Origin of the sequence: uncultured Cellulomonas sp. (assembly GCF_963527515.1) — a bacterium.
Lineage (GTDB): Bacteria > Actinomycetota > Actinomycetes > Actinomycetales > Cellulomonadaceae > Cellulomonas.
The window spans coordinates 1-24,825 of record NZ_CAURTV010000030.1; the positions used below are offsets into that span (position 1 = coordinate 1).

General features: G+C 73.9%; 25 protein-coding genes and 1 pseudogene. 12 read left to right on the plus strand and 14 right to left on the minus strand.

What is annotated here, in order from left to right; translation table 11 throughout:
• Together RYN42_RS09490 and RYN42_RS09495 are read left to right on the plus strand one after the other, a co-directional pair.
• Nucleotides 1-772, plus strand: a pseudogene (locus tag RYN42_RS09490) (DEAD/DEAH box helicase); the annotation flags it as partial.
• A gap of 6 nt (nt 773-778) precedes the next feature.
• Nucleotides 779-1,546, plus strand: a complete 768-nt coding sequence (locus tag RYN42_RS09495; RefSeq protein ID WP_315095532.1) for a DNA-formamidopyrimidine glycosylase family protein — start codon at nt 779-781, stop codon at nt 1,544-1,546.
• Between the two features lie 137 nt (nt 1,547-1,683).
• On the opposite strand, the gene RYN42_RS09500 is transcribed toward RYN42_RS09495, so the two are convergent.
• From RYN42_RS09500 to pgsA, 3 genes are all read right to left on the minus strand, one after another.
• Complete coding sequence (locus tag RYN42_RS09500) at nt 1,684-2,025, minus strand: helix-turn-helix transcriptional regulator (RefSeq protein WP_315095533.1); 342 nt, start codon at nt 2,023-2,025, stop codon at nt 1,684-1,686.
• Nucleotides 2,026-2,283: 258 nt separating this feature from the next.
• Nucleotides 2,284-2,757, minus strand: a complete 474-nt coding sequence (locus RYN42_RS09505; protein ID WP_315095534.1) for a CinA family protein — start codon at nt 2,755-2,757, stop codon at nt 2,284-2,286.
• Between the two features lies 1 nt (nt 2,758).
• Entirely contained in the window at nt 2,759-3,361 is a 603-nt protein-coding gene (pgsA, locus tag RYN42_RS09510) for a CDP-diacylglycerol--glycerol-3-phosphate 3-phosphatidyltransferase (protein WP_315095535.1), read from the minus strand.
• Between the two features lie 55 nt (nt 3,362-3,416).
• Here pgsA and RYN42_RS09515 point away from each other — a divergent pair, with 55 nt between their 5' ends.
• Nucleotides 3,417-4,733, plus strand: coding sequence for a CapA family protein (locus tag RYN42_RS09515; protein ID WP_315095536.1), 1,317 nt, complete (start codon nt 3,417-3,419; stop codon nt 4,731-4,733).
• Here RYN42_RS09515 and RYN42_RS09520 read toward each other — a convergent pair.
• The 3 genes from RYN42_RS09520 to RYN42_RS09530 all read right to left on the minus strand — a co-directional run bounded on the left by RYN42_RS09520 (nt 4,723) and on the right by RYN42_RS09530 (nt 9,981).
• On the minus strand, nt 4,723-6,921 hold the full coding sequence (locus RYN42_RS09520; RefSeq protein WP_315095537.1) for an EAL domain-containing protein: 2,199 nt from the start codon (nt 6,919-6,921) through the stop codon (nt 4,723-4,725). The genes RYN42_RS09515 and RYN42_RS09520 overlap by 11 nt on opposite strands.
• Nucleotides 6,918-9,584: a DNA translocase FtsK gene (locus RYN42_RS09525; protein WP_315095538.1), complete on the minus strand. Its 2,667-nt coding sequence runs from the start codon at nt 9,582-9,584 to the stop codon at nt 6,918-6,920. The genes RYN42_RS09520 and RYN42_RS09525 overlap by 4 nt, the downstream gene beginning before the upstream one ends.
• A 64-nt stretch (nt 9,585-9,648) precedes the next feature.
• Nucleotides 9,649-9,981, minus strand: coding sequence for a hypothetical protein (locus RYN42_RS09530; protein WP_315095539.1), 333 nt, complete (start codon nt 9,979-9,981; stop codon nt 9,649-9,651).
• A 9-nt stretch (nt 9,982-9,990) separates the two neighbouring features.
• Here RYN42_RS09530 and RYN42_RS09535 point away from each other — a divergent pair, with 9 nt between their 5' ends.
• The 3 genes from RYN42_RS09535 (at nt 9,991) to RYN42_RS09545 (ending at nt 12,562) form a co-directional block, all read left to right on the plus strand.
• A complete protein-coding gene (locus tag RYN42_RS09535) occupies nt 9,991-11,109 on the plus strand; it encodes a winged helix DNA-binding domain-containing protein (protein ID WP_315095540.1) in 1,119 nt (372 codons plus the stop codon).
• A gap of 81 nt (nt 11,110-11,190) precedes the next feature.
• Nucleotides 11,191-11,541 carry a hypothetical protein gene (locus RYN42_RS09540; RefSeq protein ID WP_315095541.1) on the plus strand — a complete coding sequence of 117 codons (351 nt, stop codon included), beginning with the start codon at nt 11,191-11,193 and terminating at the stop codon, nt 11,539-11,541.
• 88 nt (nt 11,542-11,629) lie between these two features.
• Nucleotides 11,630-12,562, plus strand: coding sequence for a DMT family transporter (locus RYN42_RS09545; RefSeq protein ID WP_315095542.1), 933 nt, complete (start codon nt 11,630-11,632; stop codon nt 12,560-12,562).
• Nucleotides 12,563-12,623: 61 nt separating this feature from the next.
• Here the strand turns inward: RYN42_RS09545 and RYN42_RS09550 are convergent, their stop codons facing one another.
• Genes RYN42_RS09550 through RYN42_RS09565 form a run of 4 tightly spaced genes read right to left on the minus strand, consistent with a single transcriptional unit; the run spans nt 12,624 to nt 16,609 of the window.
• A complete protein-coding gene (locus tag RYN42_RS09550) occupies nt 12,624-14,309 on the minus strand; it encodes a ribonuclease J (protein ID WP_315095543.1) in 1,686 nt (561 codons plus the stop codon).
• Nucleotides 14,310-14,325: 16 nt separating this feature from the next.
• On the minus strand, nt 14,326-15,252 hold the full coding sequence (gene dapA, locus RYN42_RS09555) for a 4-hydroxy-tetrahydrodipicolinate synthase (protein WP_315095544.1): 927 nt from the start codon (nt 15,250-15,252) through the stop codon (nt 14,326-14,328).
• 50 nt (nt 15,253-15,302) lie between these two features.
• A complete protein-coding gene (locus RYN42_RS09560; protein WP_315095545.1) occupies nt 15,303-15,803 on the minus strand; it encodes a dihydrofolate reductase in 501 nt (166 codons plus the stop codon).
• The gene (locus tag RYN42_RS09565; protein ID WP_315095546.1) at nt 15,800-16,609 is read right to left on the minus strand and encodes a thymidylate synthase; all 810 of its coding nucleotides are present in this window, start codon (nt 16,607-16,609) and stop codon (nt 15,800-15,802) included. Before RYN42_RS09565 ends, RYN42_RS09560 begins: the two co-directional genes overlap by 4 nt.
• Nucleotides 16,610-16,679: 70 nt before the next feature.
• Between RYN42_RS09565 and RYN42_RS09570 the strand changes: the two genes are divergently transcribed.
• From RYN42_RS09570 to RYN42_RS09590, 5 genes are all read left to right on the plus strand, one after another.
• Nucleotides 16,680-18,152, plus strand: coding sequence for an NAD-dependent succinate-semialdehyde dehydrogenase (locus RYN42_RS09570; protein ID WP_315095547.1), 1,473 nt, complete (start codon nt 16,680-16,682; stop codon nt 18,150-18,152).
• A gap of 29 nt (nt 18,153-18,181) precedes the next feature.
• Nucleotides 18,182-18,874: an AzlC family ABC transporter permease gene (locus RYN42_RS09575; RefSeq protein WP_315095548.1), complete on the plus strand. Its 693-nt coding sequence runs from the start codon at nt 18,182-18,184 to the stop codon at nt 18,872-18,874.
• A complete protein-coding gene (locus tag RYN42_RS09580; RefSeq protein ID WP_315095549.1) occupies nt 18,871-19,191 on the plus strand; it encodes an AzlD domain-containing protein in 321 nt (106 codons plus the stop codon). Before RYN42_RS09575 ends, RYN42_RS09580 begins: the two co-directional genes overlap by 4 nt.
• Nucleotides 19,192-19,291: 100 nt before the next feature.
• A complete protein-coding gene (locus tag RYN42_RS09585) occupies nt 19,292-19,921 on the plus strand; it encodes a TIGR00645 family protein (RefSeq protein WP_315095550.1) in 630 nt (209 codons plus the stop codon).
• Nucleotides 19,921-20,487 carry a GNAT family N-acetyltransferase gene (locus RYN42_RS09590; protein WP_315095551.1) on the plus strand — a complete coding sequence of 189 codons (567 nt, stop codon included), beginning with the start codon at nt 19,921-19,923 and terminating at the stop codon, nt 20,485-20,487. The genes RYN42_RS09585 and RYN42_RS09590 overlap by 1 nt, the downstream gene beginning before the upstream one ends.
• 3 nt (nt 20,488-20,490) lie before the next feature.
• Here RYN42_RS09590 and RYN42_RS09595 read toward each other — a convergent pair whose 3' ends face one another.
• Genes RYN42_RS09595 through RYN42_RS09605 form a run of 3 tightly spaced genes read right to left on the minus strand, consistent with a single transcriptional unit; the run spans nt 20,491 to nt 22,558 of the window.
• Nucleotides 20,491-20,955 (minus strand): tetratricopeptide repeat protein, encoded by a 465-nt coding sequence (locus RYN42_RS09595; RefSeq protein ID WP_315095565.1) that lies wholly within the window; start codon nt 20,953-20,955, stop codon nt 20,491-20,493.
• Between the two features lie 2 nt (nt 20,956-20,957).
• Complete coding sequence (gene dapB, locus RYN42_RS09600) at nt 20,958-21,713, minus strand: 4-hydroxy-tetrahydrodipicolinate reductase (protein ID WP_315095552.1); 756 nt, start codon at nt 21,711-21,713, stop codon at nt 20,958-20,960.
• 11 nt (nt 21,714-21,724) lie between these two features.
• Nucleotides 21,725-22,558: a hypothetical protein gene (locus RYN42_RS09605; protein WP_315095553.1), complete on the minus strand. Its 834-nt coding sequence runs from the start codon at nt 22,556-22,558 to the stop codon at nt 21,725-21,727.
• A gap of 82 nt (nt 22,559-22,640) precedes the next feature.
• Here RYN42_RS09605 and RYN42_RS09610 point away from each other — a divergent pair, with 82 nt between their 5' ends.
• Nucleotides 22,641-23,522, plus strand: a complete 882-nt coding sequence (locus tag RYN42_RS09610) for a hypothetical protein (RefSeq protein ID WP_315095554.1) — start codon at nt 22,641-22,643, stop codon at nt 23,520-23,522.
• Here RYN42_RS09610 and RYN42_RS09615 read toward each other — a convergent pair.
• Nucleotides 23,478-24,824, minus strand: a complete 1,347-nt coding sequence (locus RYN42_RS09615; RefSeq protein WP_315095555.1) for a pitrilysin family protein — start codon at nt 24,822-24,824, stop codon at nt 23,478-23,480. The genes RYN42_RS09610 and RYN42_RS09615 overlap by 45 nt on opposite strands.
• Between the last annotated feature and the right edge of the window lies 1 nt (nt 24,825).

Below are 24,825 nucleotides of genomic sequence, written 5' to 3' on the forward strand. Positions count from 1 at the left end.
GCTGGCGGGAGATCCCGGCACCCGGTCCACCGCGCTCGGCCTCAACGGGGCCGCGAGCGGCGGCCGGTGGTCCCTGCTGCCCGCGCGCGAGCCCGACCCGACGCTGCGGGCGCACGCGCTGGCCGCGCAGCTGCTGGACCGGCACGGCATCCTCACCCGGGCCGTCGCCCCTGCCGAGGGCATCGGCTCCCGGTTCACCGACGTGTACCGGGTGCTCTCGGCGCTGGAGCAGGGCGGGCAGGTGCGGCGCGGCTACTTCGTGGAGCGCCTCGGCGGGTCCCAGTTCGCCCTCCCGGGCGCCGTGGACCGGCTGCGCGTCGACGCGCAGGTGGTCGAGCGGTCCGCCGACCAGGACGGCCCCACCGACCTGCAGGTCGTGGTGCTCGCGGCGACCGACCCCGCCAACCCCTACGGCGCCTCCCTGCCGTGGCCGGTGGCCGGTCCCGACCCGAGCGACGCCGGCGCCGGTCGGCACCGCCCGGGCCGCAAGGCGGGCGCCCTGGTGGTGCTGGTCGACGGCGCGCTCGCGCTCTACCTGGAGCGCGGCGGCCGCACCGTCCTGTCGTTCACCGCCGACGCAGCCGTCCTGTCCGCGGCGGCCCAGGGGCTCGCGTCGACCAGCCGGACGCGGCACACCGGCCGCCTCACGATCGTGCGCGTGGACGGGGTCGACGTCCTGGACGGCGCACTGCACGGCCCCCTCGGGCAGGCGTTCGTCGCGGCCGGGTTCGCGGCGACCCCCCGCGGGCTGCGCCTGCGGGGGCAGTCGTGAGCACGCGTGCCTGAGGGCGACATCCTGCGCCGGACGGCCGACCGGTTCGAGCTGGCGATCGGGGGCGGGGTGCTGGTGCGGTCCGACCTGCGCTGGCCGACCGCCGCGACCGTGGACCTGGTGGGCCGGACCGTGCTGGGGACGCGCTCCTACGGGAAGCACCTGCTGACGCGGTTCGACGACGGTCGCACCCTGCACACCCACCTGCGCATGGAGGGGTACTGGCGGATCGCGCGCACGGGCTCGCCCGAGGCGGCCGCCCGATCGCCGCAGGTCCGCGCGGTGCTGGCCACGCAGGAGTGGACCACCGTCGGCTACCACCTCGGCATGCTCGACGTGGTGCGCACCCGCGACGAGCACACGCTCATCGGCCACCTCGGCCCCGATCTGCTGGCCGAGACCGTGGACCTGGACGATGCCCTGCGCCGGTGGGGTCAGCGGGGGGCGACGCCGGTCGCGGAGGTGCTGCTCGACCAGACGGTCGTCGCCGGCATCGGCACGATCTTCGCGGCCGAGTCGCTCTTCCACGAGCGGCTGTGGCCGTGGACACCCGCCGACGCCGTCCCGGACCCGGCCCGGTTGCTGGGCGTGGCGCGCCGCCAGCTGCAGCGGGCCGTCGCGGAGGGACGCCCGCCGGGACACGTGCACGGTCGGGCGCGCCAGCCCTGCCACCGCTGCGGGCGACCGATCGCCGTCGGTCAGGCACGCAAGCCTCCGATGGAGCGGCCGATCTTCTACTGCCCCCGGTGCCAGCCGGACCCGGCCGCACGCTGACCGGAACGCGCAACGGCCCGCGGACGGATGTCCACGGACCGTGCAGGGTGACGAGCGGACATCGCTGTCCGTCATCGTGAGTGCTGCGCCGCAGCACCCGTCGATCGGACGGGCACTCCCCGTCCGATCCTCCAACGTCAGCCGATGGCGGCCAGCTCCGACCGCGACCGCGCCCACCCGGAGTCGACGGCACCGGCCACCGACGCCGCGAGGTCCGCAGGCACCGTGTCCGGGATCATCAGACCCTCGGCGACGGCGACGCGGTCACTGACCTCGCGCAGGACGAGCGACATCGGGACGTCGAGCGCCTCGCAGATGCTGTTCAGCAGCTCCGACGACGCTTCCTTCTGGCCCCGCTCCACCTCGCTCAGGTACCCGAGCGAGACACGGGCTGCCGACGACACCTCACGCAGGGTGCGCCCCTGGCGCTGTCGCGCGTCCCGCAGCACATCGCCGATCTCTCGACGGAGTACAACCATTCGGGCTCCCCCTCTCGCGTCGCGTGCCTCATCCATTCCGCGAGCCGGGGTCCTGTTCGGACCCGGCACGACGGGGACCCTGACTGCTCCAGAACCCGGCTGTCCCTTCGCCGGGAGGATTCCACCGTACCTTGCACCGCCGACACGCGACGGCAGGCGCCGTGCCGGGGGTCGAGTGCTCATCACGGTGGTTCCAACGATGACGCACCTCGCAGTGTTCCCGGTCGCGCGTCCGGGTGCGAGCAGGACGGCAGACATTCACCCCGGACGGCCGACGGCGTCGGCTCCCAGCGCCAGGACGGCGTCCACGGACAGCGACCGGACCTGGGCGCGCCCACCCGCCAGGTGCAGCGACCGCACCTGCGTGCCGGCGGGGGTGGACACGGCCACGTGGACGGTGCCGGGCGGCTGCCCGTCCTGCGGCTCGGGTCCGGCCACCCCGGTCGTCGCGAGGCCCACGTCCGCGCCCAGCCGCTCCCGCACGCCGAGCGCCATCGCCCGCGCCACGTCCGGGTCCACCGCGCCCCGGGAGGCGAGCAGCGCCGCGTCGACGCCGAGCAGCGTGCTCTTGAGGTCGGTCGCGTACGCCACGACCGCTCCCCGCAGGACGGCCGACGCCCCGGGGACGGCGACGAGCGTCGAGCACACGAGCCCGCCGGTCAGCGACTCGGCGACGGCCACCGTCCAGCCTCGTGCACCGAGCGCGGCGAGCAGGTCCGAGGCGACGGACACGTCACAGACCGGCGGCGGGGGGCCGGCTCGCGGTCCGGCGGATCCGCAGTCCCGTCCGTGCGTAGTCCAGGCCGGTCACCACGGTGACGGCGAGTGCGGCGGCCATGACGAGCACCGCCACGACGGAGACGGACCCGGGCAGCTGGTCCAGCGGGAGCAGGAAGAGGCCGATCGCCACGGACTGCAGGACGGTCTTCAGCTTTCCACCGCGCGAGGCGGGCAGCACCACGTAGCGCAGGAGGAGGAACCGCATGGCGGTGATGCCGAGCTCGCGGACCAGGATGACGACGGTGACCCACCACGGCAGGTCGCCGAGCGCGGACAGCAGGACGAGCGCGGTCCCGATCAGGACCTTGTCCGCGATGGGGTCCAGCAGCTTGCCGAGGTCGGTGACCTGGCCGGAGCGCCGGGCGAGCCAGCCGTCGAGGCGGTCCGTCGAGGCCGCGACCACGAAGAGCAGCGTGGCGACCAGCCGACCTGCGGTGCTGTGTCCTCCGTCGGCCAGCAGCGCCCAGGCGAAGAACGGCACCAGCCCGATGCGCAGCACCGTGACCATGTTCGCCACTGTCCAGGCGGAGGGCACGGGAGGTACGGCTTCGACCACCCGGACAGCCTAGAGGGGCGCGGGAGATGCCTCGTTCACCACATAGAGTCCGCACGTGACCCGCCACGCTCGCGCCGGCCGACGCTCCCCCGTCGTCGTCGGCCTCGGGATCCTCCTGCTGCTCGTCGCGAGCCTCGGTGCGGTGGCCGCAGCCCTCCGACCGTGGGAGGCACGGGAGGCTGCCGGGCCCGTCGGCGAGCCGACCGCGCCGGTGCAGAGCGCGGAGGCCACGCCGACACCGACGCCCACCCCGACGCCCGACCCCGACGCGGAGTTCTCGATCGTCGCCACCGGTGACGTCCTCCCGCACCTGCCCGTCCTGGCGAGCGCGCGCACCAGCGACGGCGGCTACGACTTCGCACCGGTGCTCGGCCCGATGGACCCGTGGATCCAGGGTGCGGACCTCGCACTGTGCCACCTGGAGGTGGCGGTCACCCCGCCCGGCACCTCGCCCAGCGGCTACCCGCTGTTCGGCACGCCCCCGCAGATCGCCGCCTCGCTGCAGGCGCAGGGCTGGGACGGCTGCTCGACGGCCTCGAACCACTCGGTCGACCGCGGGTTCCCCGGCGTGACCGCCACGCTCGACGCGCTCGATGCCGCCGGTCTCGGGCACGTCGGCACGGCCCGGAGCGCTGTCGAGCAGTCCCAGCCGCAGGTCTACACGCTCGAGCGCGCCGGCCGGACGGTGCGGGTCGCGCACGTCGCCGCGACCTACGGCACCAACGGCATGCCGGTCGACGCGGACAAGCCCTGGTCGGTGAACCTCATCGACGTCCCTGCCATGGTGGCGCAGGCGACCGCTGCCCGGGCGGCCGGAGCGGACCTCGTGGTGGCGAGCATCCACTGCTGCGTGGAGTACCGCACGGAGCCGACGCCCGAGCAGGTGGCCATCGACCAGCAGCTGGCGGACTCCGGCGTGTTCGACCTGGTGATCGGCCACCACGCTCACGTCCCGCAGCCGGTCGTGCTGCTCGGTGGCGGTCCCCGCGGCGAGGGCATGTGGGTGGCGTACGGGCTCGGCAACTACGTGTCGAACCAGGACGGCGAGTGCTGCTCGCCGAGCACGTCCTCCGGTCTGCTGCTCACCGCGCACGTGGTGGCCACGGGCGCGTTCGCCGCCGAGGGTCGACCCGCCGGTCCGGCGCGGGTCACCGGCGTGGAGTGGACACCGATCACGGTCGACCGCCTAGCGGGCCACCGGGTGCACGCCCTGGCCGACATCGCCGGTGGCACCGGCACCCTCAGCGCGGCGCAGGTGGCGGACCGCACCGCGGCCGTGGTCGCCGCGGCGGGGACCCAGGCGCCACAGCGCAGCACCCCGCTCACCCCGACCGGCCCTCCGCCGGTCGTCGTGCCGCGCGTCAGCGGCTGATGTCGCCCGGCTGCGCGCTGCCGTACAGCCAGCCCTGCCCGTAGCGCCAGCCGTTGCGGTGCAGGTACTCGGCCTGCTCCTCGTGCTCGATGCCCTCGGCGATCGTCACCATCGCCAGCTCCCGCGCCAGCGCGCCGAGCGCCCGGGCCACCTTGCCGGCGGTCGGGTCCTCCGGGATGCCTGAGGTGAACGACATGTCGAGCTTCACGCCGGCCACCGGCAGGTCCCGCAGGTAGGACAGCGGCGAGACCCCGGTGCCGAAGTCGTCGAGCAGGATCGGCACGCCCGCCGCCGAGAGCTGCGTGAGCTCGTGCCGGATGCGCGTGCCGGACGCCACGAGGGACGACTCGGTGAGCTCGACCACGATCCGGCCGGCGGTGAGCCGGTGCCGGGAGATCTCCGACAGGAGCGTCGTCGCGAACTCCCCGTCGCCCAGCTGGTCGGCGGAGACGTTCACCGACACCCACCGCGTCCGGTCCTGCAGGCCAGCGACGAACTCCACGACGCGTGTCGCCACCAGCTGGCCGAGCGCGACCGACATGCCCGCCTCCTGGATCAGGGACAGGAACGACGCGGGCAGCAGCAGGCCGCGACGCGGGTGCTCCCAGCGCACGAGCGCCTCGTAGCCGACGACCCGGGCGTCGGACAGGTCGACGATCGGCTGGTAGTGGACCACCAGCTGGTCCTGCGAGATGGCGAGGCTGAGCTCGCGGTGCAGGTCGGAGGCCGACCCCATCGTCATGGAGGCCTCGTAGACCTCGGTGCGTCCGCGCCCCGACCCCTTCGCGCGGTAGAGCGCGGCGTCGGCGGCGGCGAGCAGGCCGGGAGCGCCCCCCTCGATCGTCTCCGGGTCGGCCAGGGCGATACCGATGCTGGCGTTCACGGTCAGGCGGCGTCTGCCCACGCGGACGGGCTCCAGCAGACCGGCGTGGATCGCCCCGGCCACCTCGAACACGGCCCGCGGGCCGTCGAGGTCCTGCACGACGACCACGAACTCGTCACCGCCGAGGCGGGCGACCGTGCCGCGGCGCGCGGTGGCGGCACGCAGCACACCGGCGACGTGGACGAGCACCTCGTCGCCGGCGGCGTGGCCGTACCTGTCGTTGATCTCCTTGAACCCGTCGAGGTCGCACGCCAGCACCGCCACCCGGTCGACGACGCCGGGCTGCTCGAGCACCGACTGCAGCACCTCCTGCAGCAGCGTCCGGTTGGCCAGGCCGGTGAGCGGGTCGTGCATCGCGCGATGGGTGAGCATCTCGGCCTGCAGGCGGGACTCCGTCGAGTCGCGCACCTGGACCACGAAGTGGTCGGGCGCACCGGTCGGCGTCCGAACCAGGGCGGCGTCGAGGGCCACCCACACCTCGTGCCCGTCGGCCCGCTGATAGCGCTTCTCGAGGGAGAACCGGTGCTGGCCGCCACCGAGGAGCCGGTCGACCTCGAGCCGCTCGGCGGGGCGGCCCTCGGGTGTGCTGAGGTCCTCCATGCGGTACCCGCGCAGGGCGCCCACGCTGGTGCCCAGGAGCTCAGCGAACGCCGCGTTCGCCTCGACGATCCGCCACTCCAGGTCCACCAGCGCCATGCCGATGGGCGCGTTCTCCATGGCGACCCGGAACTGCATCTCGCTGCGCGTCAGGGCGGCCTCGACCTCGCGCCGGCCCGTCACGTCGACCAGCGTCGTCAGCACCGCGGCCGCGTCGCCGTCGCCCGCCGGCACCAGCTGGCTGGCCACCTGCACCATCCGCGCCTGCGTGGTGTCGGTACCGGGCAGCGCGACGCCGACCAGCTCGGAGTCGACGGTCCACCCCGCGCGCGCGACGCCGGAGCGGTGGCCCAGGACGGCCGACGGGTTCATGGCCAGGCCCATCTCGTTGACCAGGACGACCGGGAGGTCGGCCACCGACCGGCCCACGGACGAGGCGGCGTCGATGCCGAGGATGGCCGCGGCGCGGTCGGAGATGTCGAGCACCCGACCGGACAGCGACTGGACGAGCACGCCCTCCTTGGTCACCGCCTGCAGGGCGTCGTAGCGGTGCCGCAGCTCGCGCGACAGCTCCAGCAGCTCGTTGGCGCGACGCACCTGGGCACGCTGCCTGCCGAGCAGGATGAGGACGGCGACGAGCGCGACGATGGCGACGGCGGCGATGATCGCACTGACGACCCCCCAGGGGCCGGAGAACGGGGTGCTCACCGACCCCCGCCGGACCAGCGGCCGGCGTCGTCCTCCTCTGCGCCGTCGAAGTAGTCCGTCGCCACCGGGGGCTCGCCCGGCAGGGCGCCGTCCGCACCCATGGCGTACGGGTCGTCCTCCTCGGTCCCCGGTGCACCGCGCAGCATGGCGAGCGTGCCCGGCAGGTCGTCCGCCTGCACGAGGACCTCGCGGGCCTTGGACCCCTCCGACGGGCCGACGATCTCCCGGGACTCGAGCAGGTCCATCAGGCGGCCGGCCTTGGCGAAGCCGACCCGCAGCTTGCGCTGGAGCATCGACGTCGACCCGAACTGCGTGGTGACCACCAGCTCGGCGGCCTGCAGCAGGAGGTCCAGGTCGTCGCCGATGTCCTCGTCGACCTGCTTCTTCACCGGTGCGACCACCACGTCGTGGCGGTACATCGGCTTGAGCTGCTTCTTCACGTGCTCGACGACCGCGTGGATCTCCGACTCGGACACCCAGGCGCCCTGCGTACGCATCGGCTTGGCGGCGCCCATCGGCAGGAAGAGCGCGTCGCCCTGCCCGATGAGCTTCTCGGCGCCCGGCTGGTCGAGGACCACCCGGGAGTCGGTCAGCGAGCTGGTCGCGAAGGCCAGCCGCGACGGCACGTTGGCCTTGATGAGGCCGGTGACCACGTCCACGCTGGGGCGCTGGGTGGCCAGGACCAGGTGGATGCCGGCCGCACGCGCCAGCTGGGTGATCCGCTGGATCGAGGCCTCGACGTCGCGCGGCGCCACCATCATGAGGTCGGCCAGCTCGTCGACGACGACCAGCAGGTACGGGTACGTGGCGATCTTGCGCTCGGAGCCCGGCAGCGGCTTGACCTTGCCCGCCCGCACGGCGGTGTTGAAGTCGTCGATGTGCTTGAACCCGAAGTTCGCCAGGTCGTCGTAGCGCGCCTCCATCTCGCGCACCACCCACTCGAGCGCCTCGGCGGCCTTCTTCGGGTTCGTGATGATGGGGGTGATGAGGTGCGGGATGCCCTCGTAGACCGTCAGCTCCACGCGCTTGGGGTCGACGAGCACCATGCGGACCTCGTCGGGCGTCGCGCGCATGAGGATCGAGACGATCATCGAGTTGACGAAGCTCGACTTGCCGGCGCCGGTGGCCCCGGCCACCAGCAGGTGCGGCATCTTGGCGAGGTTGGCCGTGACGTAGCCACCCTCGACGTCCTTGCCGACGCCGATCACCATGGGGTGCTCGGTCCGCTTGGCCGCGCTGGAGCGCAGGACGTCGCCCAGCGACACGGTCTCGCGGTCGGTGTTGGGGATCTCGATCCCGATCGCGGACTTGCCGGGGATCGGGGACAGGATGCGGACGTCCGCGCTGGCCACGGCGTAGGCGATGTTCTTGCTCAGGGCGGTCACCCGCTCGACCTTGACCGCCTGGCCGAGCTCCACCTCGTAGCGCGTCACCGTCGGGCCACGCGTGAACCCGGTGACCTGGGCGTCGATCTCGAACGCCTCGAGCACCGAGGTCAGCGACTCGACGACGCGGTCGTTGGCCGCGGATCGCACCTTGTGCGGCGCGCCCTTGGCCAGGACGTCGTCCGCGGGCAGCGAGTACAGGACGTCTCCGCCGAGCATCGGCTGCTCGCCGCGCGGCACCGGGGTGGTCTCGGGAGCGGTCAGCGGTCGCTTGGTGGCCACGACCGTGGTCGGGACCGTGTCCGGCGCGGCGTCGCGGGCGGCCTGCGCGTCGGCCTCCGCCTCGGCCGCGGCGACGATGGCCGCGCGCGCGAAGGCCTCGTCGCCGTCATACCCGTCGAGCCGGGTGTCCTCGGGTGCGTCCACCTCCTCGGCACGCTTGCGCCGGCGGCCGAGGAGACCGCGCTTCGGCGCCGCCTCGATCTCGGGGACCGCGGTGTGCAGGGCGGTGATGACCAGCGGGGCGTCGTCCTCCGCGTCCTCGGGCGCGGTGCGGTGGTTGCCCGTGAGCCTGTCGTACACCCCGCGCAGCCGCGGGACGATCTGGTGCACGGGTGTCGCGGTGACCACCAGGATCCCGAAGAACGCCAGCAGGACCAGCAGCGCGACGGCGACCCCGGCGGTGAGCAGGCTGGCGACCGGGGTGCCGACGAGGAACCCGACGATCCCGCCGGCCGCGCGCAGCGCCGCGAAGTCGTCCGTGCCGGGCAGACCCGCACCGATCTGGACCAGCCCGCAGACGGCGAGGGTGTTGGCGCCGAGCCCGATGACGATCCGGCCGTTGGCCTCCACGCGCTCCGGGTGGCGCATGAGCCGCAGCGCGAGCCCGAGCAGGACCAGCGGCACCGCGACGCCGACCTTCCCGAACGTCCCTGCCACGACGTTGTGCACGACCGTGCCGGCGGTGCCCGACAGATCCCACCACTCGCGCGCGGCGACGACGATCGCCAGCGCGAGCAGCGTGAACGCGAGGCCGTCGCGGCGGTGGGAGGGATCGAGGTCCCGCGCGCCCCTGCCGACGCGGCGGGCCGTGCCCCCGACCAGGTGGGCCGCGCCCATGAACACACCCTTGACGATGCGCACGGGGAGAGCCGGTCGGGGAGGCGGCGGGGCCGGCCTGCGCCCCTGCGGGCGGGAGGATCCGGTGGGCTTGCCCGTGGCGCGCGACGTCGCCGGCGCACCGGAGCGGGCGCGAGGTGTGGACGTGCGAGTCGCCATGGTCCTCAAAGTAGTCGGGGCTCCGCGCGACACGGCCGCGGAGCGCCGCGTGTCGGGCGCGTGTTCACCCGAGGAGCAGGCCGACTCCCAGCGTCACGACGCCGGCCGCGAGGAGCACGCCGCCGACGCCGAGCAGCGCCACGGCACCGTCGGGCCGCTCCCGGCCGCGTCCCATCGCCGCGAAGAAGAGCCCGCCCGACCGGAAGAAGCTCTTCTGGAGCTCGGTCGCCTGCTCCCTGCCGGTGACGACCCGGAGCAGGCACGCACCCCCGGACTCGATCGCACCACCGACAGGGCCACGATCCCCGCGGTGACGCGCAGCGGTACGTCCGGGTGCTGCTCTCGTCGCGGGGCCGGCGATCCTGCGCGGCTGACGGCTGTCGGTGGTGCGTGCCACGGTGGTGCCATGCCCGTGACCCGACGGCAGGTGCTCAGGTACCGCGTGCACGCACAGCAGCTCGACCGCGCCGAGCGGGCGGGACGCTCCCCCGACGACGCCGCGATCCTCGACCTCGGCGTGCAGGACACCGGGCCCGACGGGTCGCTGTGGGCGCTGGCCGTGCGCGGCGTGCCGGTGACGGCCCGGGACTGGCCACGGGAGCTGGCGCTGGCGTGGACCGTCCGGGGCGCCCCGCACGCGTACCGGCGTGCCGACCTGCGCGCGGTGGAGAAGGCGCTGCGTCCCTACTCGGAGACCGACGCAGCCAAGCGGGTGATCACCGCGGCGGCACCGCTCGCCGACGCCGGGATACCCGTCCTCGACGCGCTCGCCACGGTGTCCCGCACCATGCGCGAGGTCGTAGACGAGCCGCTGGTCAAGGGCGAGCTGTCCACGCGGATGACGGCCGAGGTGGGTGAGCCGTACGTGCGCTGGTGCGCGGGGTGCCGCGCGACGCACATGTACGAGATGACGTTCCGGCTGGCCGCCCTGCACGCCGGGCTGGAGCTGGAGCCCGGCACCTCTCCCCCGGTGCTCCGCCGCATCCCGCGCTGGCCGGCCGGTCAGGTGGGGGTGCTCGACCGGCCGACGGAGGGCGACGACGGCCGTCTGGACCTGGTGCGCGGCCTCCTGCACCTGCTCGGACCGACGACGCCCCGGCAGGCGGCCGTGTACCTCGACTCGACCGTCCGGGACGTCACCGCGCGGTGGCCCGACGACGCGGTGGAGGTCGAGGTCGACGGTGTGCGCGCGAGCATGCTCGACGCCGACCTGGCCGCCCTCGAGGATCCGCCGGACGAGCCGGTCGTCCGGCTGCTCGGCCCGTACGACCTGTACCTGCAGAGCCGCGACCGGAACCTGGTGGTCCCCGACAAGGCGCACCACAAGGCGCTGTGGCCCACGATCGGCCGGCCCGGCGGGGTGCTGGTGGACGGCGACGTCGTCGGCACGTGGCGGCCGCGGGCGAAGGCGTCGACGCTCGCCCTGGAGCTGGACCCCTGGGTGCCGTGGTCGGCGACGACGAGGGACGCCGTCGAGGTCGAGCACGCACGGCTGGCGCGGTTCAGAGGCGTGACGCCGGCCTGACCGGCCCTGCCGGTCACGCCGGTCGGGTGAACCGGGACTCTGCCCGCACACGGGCCCCGGACCCGGTGCGACGCTCTGGCCATGCCCGAGACGACCCGGCACCACCCGCTGCACCCGCTGCACCGGCTGCGCTGGCTGTCCGGCGAGGGCGCCTTCTACGCCGCGCTCGTCGCCACCGGGCTGACCCTCGTCGCGCTCGTGTTCGGCTTCGTCGACGCGCTCGACTTCATGGATCCGCGCACCGAGTACTGGCGGCCTGCGCACGCCGCCGCGGTCGGCGCGGCAGCACCCGCAGCTGTCTCGGCGCTCGTCGCCGCTGTCGCCGGGGTGCGCGCGGCCGCGGAACGACGCCGACCGGGCTGGGCCGTCGCCGCCGCCTGCGTGGCGATCTGCGCCGGGACCGTCTCGGCCCTGGTCCTCAGCACCCGCTGACCACCGCTACCGGGCGTGTCGGTGCCCCGTCCTACGGTGGCGTCATGAGCTGTCCGGCCCACCCTCACACGTCCACCGGGACCTGCCCATGAGCCGCCGCGGCTGGCTGCTGCTCGTCACGGTCGGCGTCATCTGGGGCATCCCCTACCTGCTCATCAAGATCGCCGTCACCGACGTCTCGCCGGTGATGGTCGTGTTCGTGCGGACGGCGCTCGGCGCCCTGCTGCTGCTGCCGTTCGCGCTGCGCGGCGGTGGTCTGCGCGTCCTGCGCGGTCGCTGGCGGGCCGTCCTCGGGTTCGCGGTGCTGGAGATCGTCCTGCCGTGGATCCTGCTGTCCCACGCCGAGGTCACCCTGTCCAGCTCGACCACCGGCCTCCTCGTCGCCACGGTCCCCATCGCCGCGGTGGTCCTCGGGCGGCTCGTCGGCGACCGCCGTCCGGTCGCCGCGATCCGGTGGATCGGGCTGCTGGTCGGGCTCGGCGGCGTGGCGCTGCTCCTCGGACCGGGCGCCGCGGGCGGAGACCCGTGGGCCGTCGCCCAGGTGCTGCTGGCCGCGCTGGGCTACGCGTCGGCGCCGATCATCGCGGACCGCGCGCTCCGGGACGTGCCGGCGATCCCTCTGACGGCCACCTGCCTGGGCCTGACCGCGCTGGGGTACGCGCCGGTCGTGCTGCTGACCGGTCCGCACCCGTGGCCGCCGGTCGACGCGGTGCTCGCCCTCGCCGGACTGGGCGCCCTGTGCACCGCCCTGGCGTTCGTCCTGTTCTTCCAGCTGATCGTCGAGGTCGGTGCGGCCCGCTCCACCCTCGTCGCGTATCTCAACCCCGTCGTCGCCGTCGCGCTCGGCGCCCTCGTGCTCGACGAGGCGATCACCGCCGGAGTCCTCGCTGCGACGGCGCTGATCCTGCTCGGCTCCGCAGCAGCCTCGCGGCGGCCACGGGAGGCCACGCAGCAGGACGTCCCACCGACGCCCGACGAGGCGGTCACGGCCGACGACGCCGCCCGCGTCACGCCAACCTGAGACCAGATGCGACCACGGCCCCGCCCTGGCGAGCAGGACGGGGCCGTGCGGATCGGGCCGGTCAGGCCTCGACGACCACCGGGATGATCATCGGGCGGCGACGCAGGCGGTTGGACACCCAGCGGCCGACCACCCGGCGGATCACCTGCTGGAGCACGTGCGCATCGGAGTTGCCGTTGCGCGCCGACTCCTCCAGCGCCGCGGTGAGCTCGGGCAGGATGTCGTCGAACACGGCGTCCTGCTCGGCGAACCCGCGGGCGTGGATCTGCGGACCGGCCAGCACCTTGCCGTCGGTCGAGCTGACCACCGCGAAGATCGAGATGAACCCCTCGTCGCCGAGGATCCGGCGGTCCTTGAGCTCGACCTCCGTGATCTCCCCGACGCTGGACCCGTCGACGTAGACGTACCCGCACGGCACGGCGCCGACGATGCGCGCGCGGCCGTCGACCAGGTCGACCACCACGCCGTCCTCGGCGAGCACCACGCGGTCCGCCGGGATGCCGGTCTGCACCGCGAGCGCGGCGTTGGCCACCAGGTGCCGGATCTCGCCGTGCACCGGCATGACGTTGCGCGGCTTGATGATGTTGTAGCAGTACAGGAGCTCGCCGGCGCTGGCGTGGCCGGAGACGTGCACCTTGGCGTTGCCGGAGTGCACCACGCGCGCACCGAGGCGGGTCAGGCCGTTGATCACGCGGAAGACGGCGTTCTCGTTCCCGGGGATCAGCGACGACGCCATGATCACGGTGTCGCCGGGGCCGACCGAGACCTTGTGGTCGTTGTTGGCGATCCGGGACAGCGCGGCCATCGGCTCGCCCTGCGACCCGGTGCACATGAGCACGATCTCGTCGTCGCGCAGGGTGTCGACCTGCTTCTGGTCGATCAGCACGCCCTCGGGCACCTTGAGGTAGCCGAGGTCCGCGGCGATGCCCATGTTGCGCACCATCGAGCGCCCGACCAGGGCGACCCGGCGGTTGTGCGTGTAGGCCGCGTCGAGCACCTGCTGGACGCGGTGCACGTGGGACGCGAACGACGCGACGATGATCCGCTTGGTCGAGTCGGCGAAGACCTGGTCGAGCACCGGCCCGATCCCGCGCTCCTGCGCGACGAACCCGGGCACCTCCGCGTTCGTGGAGTCGACCATGAACAGGTCGACGCCCTTCTCGCCGAGGCGGGCGAACGCGCGCAGGTCGGTGATCCGGCCGTCGAGCGGCAGCTGGTCCATCTTGAAGTCGCCGGTGTGCAGCACGGTGCCGGCGGCGGTGTGCACCGCGACCGCGAGCGCGTCGGGGATCGAGTGGTTCACCGCGATGAACTCGCACTCGAAGCCGCCGAACGTTGCGGTCTGCCCCTCGCGCACCTCGCGCATGACGGGCTGGATGCGGTGCTCCTTGAGCTTGGCGTCGATGAACGCCAGCGTCAGCTTGGACCCGACCAGCGGGATGTTCTTGCGCAGGCGCAGCAGGTACGGCACCGCGCCGATGTGGTCCTCGTGGCCGTGCGTGAGGATGATCGCCTCGATGTCGTCCAGGCGGTCCTTGATGTACTCGAAGTCGGGCAGGATCAGGTCGACGCCGGGCTGGTGGTCCTCGGGGAACAGGACGCCGCAGTCGATGATGAGCAGGCGGCCGGCGTGCTCGAGCACGGCCATGTTGCGGCCGACCTCGCCGAGCCCGCCCAGGGCGACGACGCGCAGGGCGCCGGCGGCGAGGGCCGGGGGCAGGGTGAGCTCGGGGTGCGGGTGACTCATGGGACTCCTGGTGGGATCAGATGCGATCGCCGACGATGACATCGAGCAGCCCGGCGGCCCGCAGGCCGTCGCGGACCAGCGCGAGCTCGTCGTCGTGCGCGGGGACGAGCGGGAGGCGCACCGAGCGCTCGGGCAGGACGCCCAGCACCTGGAGCGCGGCCTTCGCGGCGACGGCCTGGAAGCCGGCACCGTTGAGTGCGTCGATCGCGGGAATGATCGATCGGAAGATGCGGAGCGCCTCGGCGTGGTCGCCGGCGTCGAACGCGGCGACGATGTCGGACAGCTGCCGGCCGACGACGTGGCCGCAGACGCTGACGATGCCGGCGCCCCCGTGCGCCAGGAGGGCCAGCAGCGCGCTGTCGTCACCCGAGTACCAACCCAGCCCCGTGGCGGCGATGGCCTTCGCGGCGGCATAGGTGTCGCCGCCGGCGTCCTTCATGGCGACGACGCGGTCGTGGGCTGCCAGGGCCGCGATGGTGGCGGGAGCGAAACGCACCCCGGTCCGGCCGGGGACGTCGTAGAGCATGACCGGCAGCGGGGTGGCGTCGGCGATCGACTCGACGTGCCGGCGGACACCCTCCTGCGAGGGCCGCGAGTAGTACGGGCTGACGACCAGCAGGCCGTGCGCGCCGGCCTCGGCCGCCTGCTCCGCCATCCGGACCGCGTGCGCGGTGTCGTTGGACCCGGCGCCGGCAAGGATCCAGGCACGGTCACCGACGGCCTCGACGACCGCCTGCACCAGCTCCGCCTTCTCGGGCGCGTGCGTGGTGGACGCCTCACCGGTGGTGCCGTTGAGCACCAGCCCGTCGTTGCCGTGGTCCACCAGGTGGGTCGCCAGCTGCACCGCCTGCGCGAGGTCGACGGACCCGTCCGCCGTCATCGGCGTGACCATCGCGGTGAGCACGGACCCGAACGGTCGGGTGGACGTGGAGGTGCGCGGCATGGGGCCACGGTACCGCCCCGGGCGTGCTCGCCGTCCGGTCGATCCGCGCCTCAGGCGCGCAGGTACGTCTCGAACCGGTAGCGCGTCCCGCCGACCGCCGAGATGTGCCAGCCGCGGTCCGGGTCGACGCCTGCGCGGCGCCACGTCCCCGGCTCCAGCGCGGGAGCGCGGGTGCCCGCACCGACGTCGAGCGAGACGACGGTGACCTCGACGCGGGTAGCCCGGGGCAGCAGCTCCGTGTAGACCTGCCCGCCCCCGATCACCCAGGCGTCGCGGTCCCCGACCAGCCGCAGGGCCTCGTCGATCCCGTGCGCGACGAGCGCGCCGGCGGCCTCGAACCCGGGCGTGCGCGTGAGGACGATGTTGTCGCGGCCGGGCAGCGGCCGGAACCGCGCGGGTAGCGACGCCCACGTGGCACGGCCCATGATCACCGGGTGCCCGCGCGTGAGGTCGCGAAAGTGCGCGAGGTCCTCCGGGACGTGCCACGGCAGCGTGCCGTCCCGCCCGATGACACCGGTCGGGGTCTGGGCCCAGACGAGGGCCAGGCTCACACGGCCACCGGGGCCTTGATGGCCGGGTGGTACTGGTAGTCGAGCACCCGGACGTCGTCGAACGTGTAGTCGAACAGCGAGTCGGCCCGGCGCAGCTCCAGCCGGGGTGCCGGATAGGGCGTCCGGCTGAGCTGCTCGCGGACCTGGTCGACGTGGTTGTCGTAGATGTGGCAGTCGCCCCCGGTCCACACGAAGTCGCCGACCTCGAGACCGACCTGCTGGGCGACCATGTGGGTGAGCAACGCGTACGACGCGACGTTGAACGGGACCCCGAGGAACAGGTCCGCCGACCGCTGGTAGAGCTGGCAGGAGAGCCGGCCGCCGGCGACGTAGAACTGGAAGAACGCGTGGCAGGGCGCGAGCGCCATCGAGGGGATGTCGGCCACGTTCCAGGCGGAGACGATGTGCCGGCGCGAGTCGGGGTCGCGGCGCAGGTTCTCCAGCAGCTGGGTGATCTGGTCGACGTGGCCGCCGTCGGGCGTCGGCCAGCTGCGCCACTGCACGCCGTAGACGGGACCCAGCTCGCCGTCCGGGCCGGCCCACTCGTCCCAGATGGTGACCTTGTTCTCGCGCAGGTACGCGACGTTGGACTCGCCGCGCAGGAACCAGAGCAGCTCGTGGACGATCGAGCGCAGGTGCACCCGCTTGGTCGTGACCAGCGGGAAGCCGGCCGACAGGTCGAACCGCATCTGGTGACCGAACACGCTGCGGGTCCCCGTCCCGGTCCGGTCCGCCTTGGGGGTGCCCGTCTCGAGCACGAGCCGGAGGAGGTCCTCGTACGGGGAGGGCACAGGCGCGTCCGTCATGGCGTCATCGTAGGTCGCGGCCGGACCGACCTCCGTGCGGCGACGCGGTGCGGACGCGATACTCCTGGGTATGACGCCGCCGTCCCTGCCGCCCACCGTCGCCGCCCACGTGCCCACGGGGCTCCTGATCGGCGGGGCGTGGCGACCCGCGAGCACCGGGCGCACGTTCGAGGTCGCGGACCCGGCCACCACCGAGACGCTGTTCGACGTCGCCGACGGGGGCGAGCAGGACGCGCTCGACGCGCTCACGGCCGCCGACGCCGCGTTCCCCGAGTGGCGCGCGACCGCCCCCCGCGTCCGGGCCGAGCTCCTGCGCGCCGTCTACGAGACCCTCACCGCCCGCACGGAGGACATCGCCGCCCTGGTGACCGCCGAGGGTGGCAAGCCGCTCGCCGAGTCCCGCGCCGAGGTCGCGTACGGCGCCGACTACGTCCGGTGGTACTCCGAGCAGGCGGTCCGGTTCGACGGGCTGGCCCGACGCGCGCCGTCGGGGGGGAACCACCAGCTGGTCCTGCGGCGACCGGTCGGCCCCGCGCTGCTGATCACCCCGTGGAACTTCCCGATCGCGATGATCGCCCGCAAGGTCGCCCCCGCGTTGGCCGCCGGGTGCACGGTCGTCATCAAGCCGGCGCAGCTGACCCCGCTGACCACCGCATACGTCGCGGAGATCATCCGCGAGGAGCTCGAGGGCCGCGGCCTGCCGACCGGGGTCATCAACGTGGTGCCGTCGGCGTCGGCGCGGACGATCTCCGGTCCCCTGCTGGCCGACCCCCGGCTGCGCAAGCTGTCGTTCACCGGCTCGACGGAGGTCGGCTCCGCGCTGCTCAAGGCGTCGGCGGACAACGTGCTGCGCACGTCCATGGAGCTGGGCGGCAACGCGCCGTTCCTGGTGTTCGAGGACGCGGACATCCCCGCGGCGGTGCAGGGGGCCGTGCAGGCCAAGATGCGCAACGCCGGGCAGACCTGCGTGGCCGCCAACCGGTTCCTCGTGCACGCCTCGGTCGCCGAGGAGTTCACCGCCGGGCTCACCGAGGCGTTCGAGCGCCTGGTGGTCGGGCACGGCGCCGACGAGGGCACCACGGTCGGCCCGCTGATCGAGGCGTCGGCCGTGGACCGCGTGGAGGAGGTCGTGACCGAGGCCGTTGACGCCGGCGCCCGCGTCCGGATCGGCGGTGACCGGCCGAAGAGGCCCGGCTACTTCTACGCGCCGACCGTGCTGGACCGGGTGTCGGCGGACCTGCGGGTGATCACCGAGGAGACGTTCGGCCCGGTCGCCCCCGTGGTGACGTTCGGCTCGGAGCAGGAAGTGGTCGCGCTGGCCAACTCCACACCGTTCGGGCTCGTCGCCTACGCGTACACGCGGGACATCGCCCGCGTCATGCGGCTGGCGGAATCGGTGGAGACCGGGATGCTCGGCGTGAACCGCGGGCTCGTGTCGGACGCGAGCGCACCGTTCGGGGGCGTGAAGTCCTCGGGGCTCGGTCGCGAGGGCGGAGAGGCCGGGCTCGAGGAGTATCTCGACAGCGTGTACGTGGCGATCTAGGGCGGCCCGCCTGTGTCACAGTGGCCCGCGTGACACGGGACGACGAGGGACGGGCAGCCGTCCGGCAGGCCGTCTCCGTCTCGCTGGCCACCGGCCTGTACGGCGTCTCGTTCGGCGCGCTCGCCGTCGCCGCCGGCCTGTCGGTCCCGCAGGCGATGGCCCTCAGCCTGCTCATGTTCTCGGGCGGCTCGCAGTTCGCCTTCGTCGGCGTCGTCGGCGCGGGTGGTCTGCCCGGAGCCGCCATCGCGACCGCCGGGCTGCTCGGGATCCGCAACGGGCTGTACGGACCGCAGGTGGCCCCACTGATCGACTCCCGCGGCTGGCGCCGCCCGCTGGCTGCGCACCTGACCATCGACGAGTCGACCGCCGTCGCCACCGCGCACCAGGCGCCCCACGCGGCGCAGCTCGGGTTCTGGTGGACCGGTGCCGGGGTGTTCGTCCTCTGGAACGCCTTCACCCTGGTCGGGGCGCTCGCCGGCGACCGGATGGGTGACCCGCGGACGTACGGTCTCGACGCCGCCGCGGCGGCCGCGTTCCTGGCGCTGGTCTGGCCGCGGGTCACCGGCCCGCGCTCCGGCCTCGCCCAGACCGTGGCGGTCGGCGCCGTGGTCGTCGCCCTCGCGCTCACCCCCCTCGTGCCGGCGGGGATCCCCGTGCTCCTGGCCGCGGTCGTCGCCGTCGTGGCCGGGGTGCTCGCCCGCGAGCCGGAGGAGGCTGCATGAGCTCGATGACCACCTGGGTCGCGCTCGTCGTGGGCAGCGCCGTGGTGTTCGCGCTCAAGCTCGCCGGGCACCTGGTGCCCAAGCACTGGCTCGCCGAGCCGCGCGTGGCCCGCACCGCGGCGCTGGTCACCGTGGCGCTCCTGTCCGCGCTCGTGGCCGTCCAGGCCGCCACCTCCGGGAACGCGCTCGTGCTCGACGCCCGGCTGCCGGCTCTCGTCGTCGCCGCCGTCGCGCTGGTCCTGCGCGCCCCGTTCATCGTCGTCGTCCTGCTCGCCGCGGTGACCGCCGCCGTGCTCCGCGCACTCGGGATGCCCTGAGACCCTGGGCACCATCGACGGCCCTCGGCCGTTGGGTGTCCGAACCGCCCCGCCGGGCCGCCCTCGTGCGCCCGGCACCCTCACGTCCCGGAAGGACCCCGTGGCCACTCCCGCCCAGCGCAGCTCCCTCGGCTCGCTCATCTTCCTGTCGCGCTGGCTGCAGGTCCCGCTCTACCTCGGGCTGATCGTCGCGCAGGCGATCTACGTCTGGGAGTTCATGGCCGAGCTGGGGCACATCTTCTCGGAGGTGTTCCTCCACGGCGGCATGACCGAGTCCGCGATCATGCTCGCCGTGCTCGGCCTGGTCGACGTCGTGATGATCGCGAACCTGCTGATCATGGTGATCGTGGGCGGCTACGAGACGTTCGTGTCCCGGATCAAGCTCGACGACCACCCCGACCAGCCCGAGTGGCTCTCGCACGTCAACGCCAACGTGCTCAAGACCAAGCTGGCGATGTCGATCATCGGCATCTCCTCGATCCACCTGCTCAAGAGCTTCATCGAGGCGAAGGACATCCTGGCCAGGGAGACCGGGTTCGACGAGCTGCTCTGGCAGACCGTCATCCACCTCGCGTTCATCGTGTCCGCGATGGCCCTCGCCTGGATCGACAAGATCTCCGCCAAGCACCCGCCCAAGCAGGCACCCGTCGTCGACACCACCGGTCGCGGGCCCGTGCCCAACCCGCCCAAGGTCACGGACGACCGCCACGACCCGGTGGGCGTCCTGTGATGGCCCTGTTCAGCGAGAACGCCGACGTCTCCGTCCGCCCCGCGGTCCGCGGCGACGAGCACGCCATCGCCCGGATCCAGGTGGACGCCTGGCGGGTGTCCCACGCCGAGGTCCTCGGCGAGGGTGCGCTCGACCAGCTCGACGCGGCGGCCATCGAGGCGCAGTGGGCGTCGGCCGTGACGGCCCCGCCCGGTGCGGGCTACCGGGTGCTGGTGGCGTGCGACGGCCCCACGGTGGTGGGCGTCGTCTCGGTGGCCCCCGTGCCGGCCGCGGAGGACCGCCCGTTCGACGCCCCCGGCGGAGCGATCCTCGCGCTCGAGGTGGAACCCGCGCACCAGCGGGTGGGCCACGGCTCCCGGCTCCTCGCGGCCGCGGTCGACACCCTGCGCGAGGACGGCGCCGACCAGGTCCACACGTGGGTGCTCGACGGGGACGACGCCCGCGCGCAGTTCCTGGCCTCCGCGGGCCTCGGTCCCGACGACGCCGTACGCGAGCTGGTCTCCGGGCGGATGCCCGACGGCTCCACCCGGACCGTGACCGAGCACCGCTGGTCGGCCTCGATCTAGCTGCTAGGAGCGGTGCAGCCGGCTGGCGGTGCGCAGCGACTCTCGCGCCCGCCGCCGGTCCCCCGCCGCGTCGTACGCGAACGCGAGGTGGTACCAGGACCGCCAGTCGTCGGGCTCGGCCTCGGCCAGCTCGCGCGCGGGCTCGAACGCCGCGCGCGCCGCGGCGCGGTCGATGCGACCGCCGGGCGAGCGGGGCAGGTCGTCGACGGGCAGCTCGTCGGCGGCCGCGAGCTCGTCGGCCATCCGCTGCACGTCCACGGCCAGCCGCCACTCGCGTGCGACCAGCCAGATCACCAGCGGCGGCAGGATCCAGAACCCGAGCCCGAGCACGACGCCCGCGGGTTCGCCGGTGCGGACGAGAGCGGTCGCCCGCGTGGCGACGACCCAGACGTACAGACCGAGCAGGCCGGTGAGGGCGACGGCGCCGGCCAGGGACGTCCAGCGGAGGCGGCTTGAACGCGTGGCCACGGTCACGCCAGGCCGAGCAGGTGCTCGAGCCCGACCGTCAGGCCGGGACGGGAGCCCACCTGACGCACGGCCAGCAGGACGCCGGGCATGAAGCTCACGCGGTCGAACGAGTCGTGCCGGATGGTCAGCTGCTCACCGGCGTTGCCCAGCAGGATCTCCTCGTGCGCCACCAGCCCGCGCAGGCGCACCGCGTGCACGCGAACGCCGTCCACGTCGGCCCCGCGGGCTCCGTCGAGGGACTGGGTCGTGGCGTCCGGGACGGGTCCGCGCCCGGCGGCGGCGCGGGCGGCCGCGATCGCGGCCGCGGTGTGCCGCGCGGTGCCGGAGGGGGCGTCGACCTTGTCCGGGTGGTGCAGCTCGATCACCTCGGCGGACTCGAACCAACGAGCGGCCTTCGCGGCGAACGCCATGGCGAGGACCGCACCGAGCGCGAAGTTGGGGGCGATCAGCACGCCGACGCCCGGCCGGTCCGCGAGGTGGTCGTGCACCCGGGCCAGCGACTCGTCGTCCCAGCCGGTGGTGCCGACGACGAGGTGGACCCCGGCGTCGACGAGGGCGTGCACGTTGCCCTCCGTGACCGCGGGGACGGTGAAGTCCACCGCAACCTGCGCGCCGGCGTCGACAACGGCGGACAGGTCCCCGTCCGCGTCCACGGCGGCGACGAGCTCCAGGTCAGGGGCGCTCTCGACGGCCCGGACGACGGTGGCACCCATGCGTCCCGCCGCACCCAGCACGGCCACCCTGATGCGCTCGCTCACGAGGTAAGACCCTAACGTCCGGCGACGACGCCGAGCGCCGACGCGATCCCCTCCTCCAGCCGCCGCAGCTCGACGTGACTGAGCCCGGTGAACCTCTCGACCTCCCGCGGCGGGTAGCCGGCGCGCAGGTACCACTGCAGCACCGCCAGTGCGTCGCCCGGACGCACAGGGCCGGGACCGACGGCGTCGCGCACGAACGCCGAGAACCGGACGGCGGCCAGGAACGCCTCCGGGGTGATGCCGAGGGTCTCCACGACCTCCCGGTACAGCACCGCGACCGCCAGGTCGGCGTGCCTGGCCAGGTCGGCGGCCCGCACCAGTCCTCGCTGCTCGATCACGCCGCGCAGCACCGGCGCCAGCGACTCCAGCGGCGAGCCCACCTGCACCGGCACCGCGTGCGCGGCGAGCGCCGAGCCGAGCACCGCGGCGGCGTCCGCGTCCCGGCCCTGCTCCAGCGCGGTCGCGCACTCCTGCTCGACGCCCTCGCCCACCACGGACGCCAGGGGGACCGGGTCGTGGCGGGGCGCGCCGACCCCCATCCGGGCGAGCGCGACGGGGTCCAGCTGCGCGCCGAGCCGGACCACCGGACCCGCCTGCTCGCGGACGAACGCCCGGTCGGCCAGCCCGCGGACGCTGCTGCCGTCGACGGTGCGCGCCAGCGTGCGCGGATCGATGTGCACCCCCGGCGTCCCGACCGCCACCGTGACCAGCCCGTGCCCGTCGGGCAGCAGGACCTCCCGCTCGACGAACCCCTCGGGCACGCGCACCACCCACAGATGCTCGACGATGCCGTGGGCGCCGGGCGGGGCCGGGTAGCGGTGGTAGACGACCTGGTCGGGGGCCATGCCTCATCATCGCGCTCCGGGCTCGTCGGCGGGAGGACCCGGACCGCTCACGCCGGGCCACCTGTCTCCCGATGTGACTGGAGTGACCCGACAGCGCTCCGGCCTCCTGCTCCAGGTCGGCGCCGCCGTGCTCGTCGCGCTCGGGCTGACGGCTTTCGGGGTGCTCGCCGTCCGCGCCCGCGAGTCCGAGCTGGCCGTCGCGTGGGGACTGCTCCCCGGGATGCCCGACGCGTTCTGGTGGTACGCGTGGCGGTGGCCGCAGGAGCTCCTCGGGTGGCTGGTGCTCGTGTGGGCCGCGACGCGCAGGCTCGTCTCGACCGGGTCGCGCGCGGCGCACGCACCGCTGGCGCTCGGGACCACGCTCGTGGTGATGTCGACTGTCTGGTCCTTCGGCACGGGCCCGGGTCTCGTCTGGGCAGGACCCATCGGGCTCATCGACTCGGACGTGCCGGCGTTCGGCCCGTCCTGGTGGTGGGGCGTGAGCGGCCCCGTCGTCGTCGGCGGCGCCCTGCTGACCACGTCGTGGCTCGCGCGCCGCTTCGCGCCGCCGTCGACCGCGCCGCCCCTGGTCCCGCTCCTGGAGGCGGGCGCACTCGTCGCCATCCCGCTGGTCACCCTGGGGGTCGTCGCGGTCGCGCTCAGCTCGTCGACGCTCGGCGTGGGGTACGCCCTGACGGAGTCGGGCCTGCCGTTCGTCCTCATCACCCTCGCGGCGCTCGCTGCGTCGGGCGGCGGGCGCACGAGCACGGTCGCGGTGCTGCTCGGGCTGCTGCTGATGACCGGGCTGTCTCTGCTGTGGCGGCCGGCGGCCTACCTGCCGTTCTTCGCCGTCGCGTGCGCCCTGGCCCTCGTGCCGACCGCGCGGGGGATCGCCTGGCTCACCGCACCCCGCAGGCCGGTCCCGACGGGCCTGCCGGTCTCAGTCGCCGAAGGGACCGACGCGGACGACCGAGCGCGGGCGTGACGCCAGCTCCGCGGCCAGGTCCTGCACGTCCTGGACGGTGACGGCGCGGATCATCTCCAGCGACTCGTCGATGCTCAGCAGCGACCCGTGCACCAGCTCCGACTTGCCCAGCCGGCTCATGCGGGAGCCCGAGTCCTCCATGCCGAGCACCAGGCCGCCGGCCAGCTGGCCCATGGAGCGCTGCAGCTCCGCCTGGGTGATCGGCGCGTCCGCCATGCGCTCCCACTCCGCGACCATCAGGGCGACGACCTCGTCGACCTTGCCCGGGGTGCAGCCGGCGTAGAGGCCGAAGACGCCGGTGTCGGCGTGCCCGGAGGCGAAGGAGTACGTCGAGTAGGCCAGGCCGCGCCGCTCGCGGATCTCCTGGAACAGCCGCGAGGACATGCCGCCGCCGAGGACCGCGTTGAGCACCGACAGGGTGAACCGCCGGGGGTCCGTCGCGGTGAGCGACGTGCCGCCGATGAGCACGTTGGCCTGCTCGGTCTGCCGCCGGATCGTCAGCTCGACGCCCTCCGCCGGGATGCCGTCGTGCCCAGCCGGCATCGCGACGTCGGTGAGGACGCGCCGGCTGCGCGGCTCGGCACCGGCGTCCAGCGGCCAGCCGCCGGTCGTCAGTGCCTTCTCGACCTGCGCGCACAGCACGTCGTGGTCGACTCCCCCGGCGGCCGTGACGACCAGCGTCGAGGGGCGGTAGTGCTCGCGGTAGTGCTCCCAGACCGCGTCGCGCGGGACCGCACGGATGGTCTCGGGGGTGCCGCCGATGGGGCGGCCCAGTGCGTGGCCGCCCAGCACCGCGGCGGCGAACTGCTCGTGGACGACGTCGCTGGGGTCGTCGTCGTTCATCGCGAGCTCTTCGAGGATCACCCCGCGCTCGGTCTCGAGCTCGTCGGTGTCCAGGCGCGCGGAGGTGACCATGTCCGTGATGACGTCGACCGCCATCGGCAGGTCCGTGTCGAGCACCCGTGCGTAGTAGCAGGTGTGCTCCTTGCCGGTGGCGGCGTTGGCCTCACCACCGACGGCGTCGAACGCCTCCGCGATGTCCATCGCGGTCCGGCGTGCGGTGCCCTTGAACAGCAGGTGCTCGAGGAAGTGCGTCGAGCCGTGGTGCCCGTCGGACTCGTCGCGCGAGCCGACCCCCACCCACGCGCCCACGGTCGCCGAGCGCAGGCCCGGCATGTGCTCCGTGAGCACGCGGACCCCGCCGGGCAGGACGGAACGACGCACGATCGCGTCGCCGTCCTGCCCGACGGACTGCTCGGCCCCGGGCTGACCCGGGCGGACGAGCGGGAGGTCCAACGGCATC

What these genes read in the sequence shown, in the direction of transcription:
- RYN42_RS09500 (WP_315095533.1), bottom strand. Translation starts at nt 2,025, where the DNA reads ATGGTTGTACTCCGTCGAGAGATCGGCGATGTGCTGCGGGACGCGCGA.
- RYN42_RS09590 (WP_315095551.1), top strand. Translation starts at nt 19,921, where the DNA reads ATGGCCCTGTTCAGCGAGAACGCCGACGTCTCCGTCCGCCCCGCGGTC.
- RYN42_RS09550 (WP_315095543.1), bottom strand. Translation starts at nt 14,309, where the DNA reads ATGAGTCACCCGCACCCCGAGCTCACCCTGCCCCCGGCCCTCGCCGCC.
- RYN42_RS09535 (WP_315095540.1), top strand. Translation starts at nt 9,991, where the DNA reads ATGCCCGTGACCCGACGGCAGGTGCTCAGGTACCGCGTGCACGCACAG.
- RYN42_RS09565 (WP_315095546.1), bottom strand. Translation starts at nt 16,609, where the DNA reads ATGACGGACGCGCCTGTGCCCTCCCCGTACGAGGACCTCCTCCGGCTC.
- RYN42_RS09570 (WP_315095547.1), top strand. Translation starts at nt 16,680, where the DNA reads ATGACGCCGCCGTCCCTGCCGCCCACCGTCGCCGCCCACGTGCCCACG.
- RYN42_RS09580 (WP_315095549.1), top strand. Translation starts at nt 18,871, where the DNA reads ATGAGCTCGATGACCACCTGGGTCGCGCTCGTCGTGGGCAGCGCCGTG.
- RYN42_RS09525 (WP_315095538.1), bottom strand. Translation starts at nt 9,584, where the DNA reads ATGGCGACTCGCACGTCCACACCTCGCGCCCGCTCCGGTGCGCCGGCG.
- RYN42_RS09540 (WP_315095541.1), top strand. Translation starts at nt 11,191, where the DNA reads ATGCCCGAGACGACCCGGCACCACCCGCTGCACCCGCTGCACCGGCTG.
- RYN42_RS09605 (WP_315095553.1), bottom strand. Translation starts at nt 22,558, where the DNA reads ATGGCCCCCGACCAGGTCGTCTACCACCGCTACCCGGCCCCGCCCGGC.
- dapA (WP_315095544.1), bottom strand. Translation starts at nt 15,252, where the DNA reads ATGCCGCGCACCTCCACGTCCACCCGACCGTTCGGGTCCGTGCTCACC.
- RYN42_RS09545 (WP_315095542.1), top strand. Translation starts at nt 11,630, where the DNA reads ATGAGCCGCCGCGGCTGGCTGCTGCTCGTCACGGTCGGCGTCATCTGG.
- RYN42_RS09615 (WP_315095555.1), bottom strand. Translation starts at nt 24,824, where the DNA reads ATGCCGTTGGACCTCCCGCTCGTCCGCCCGGGTCAGCCCGGGGCCGAG.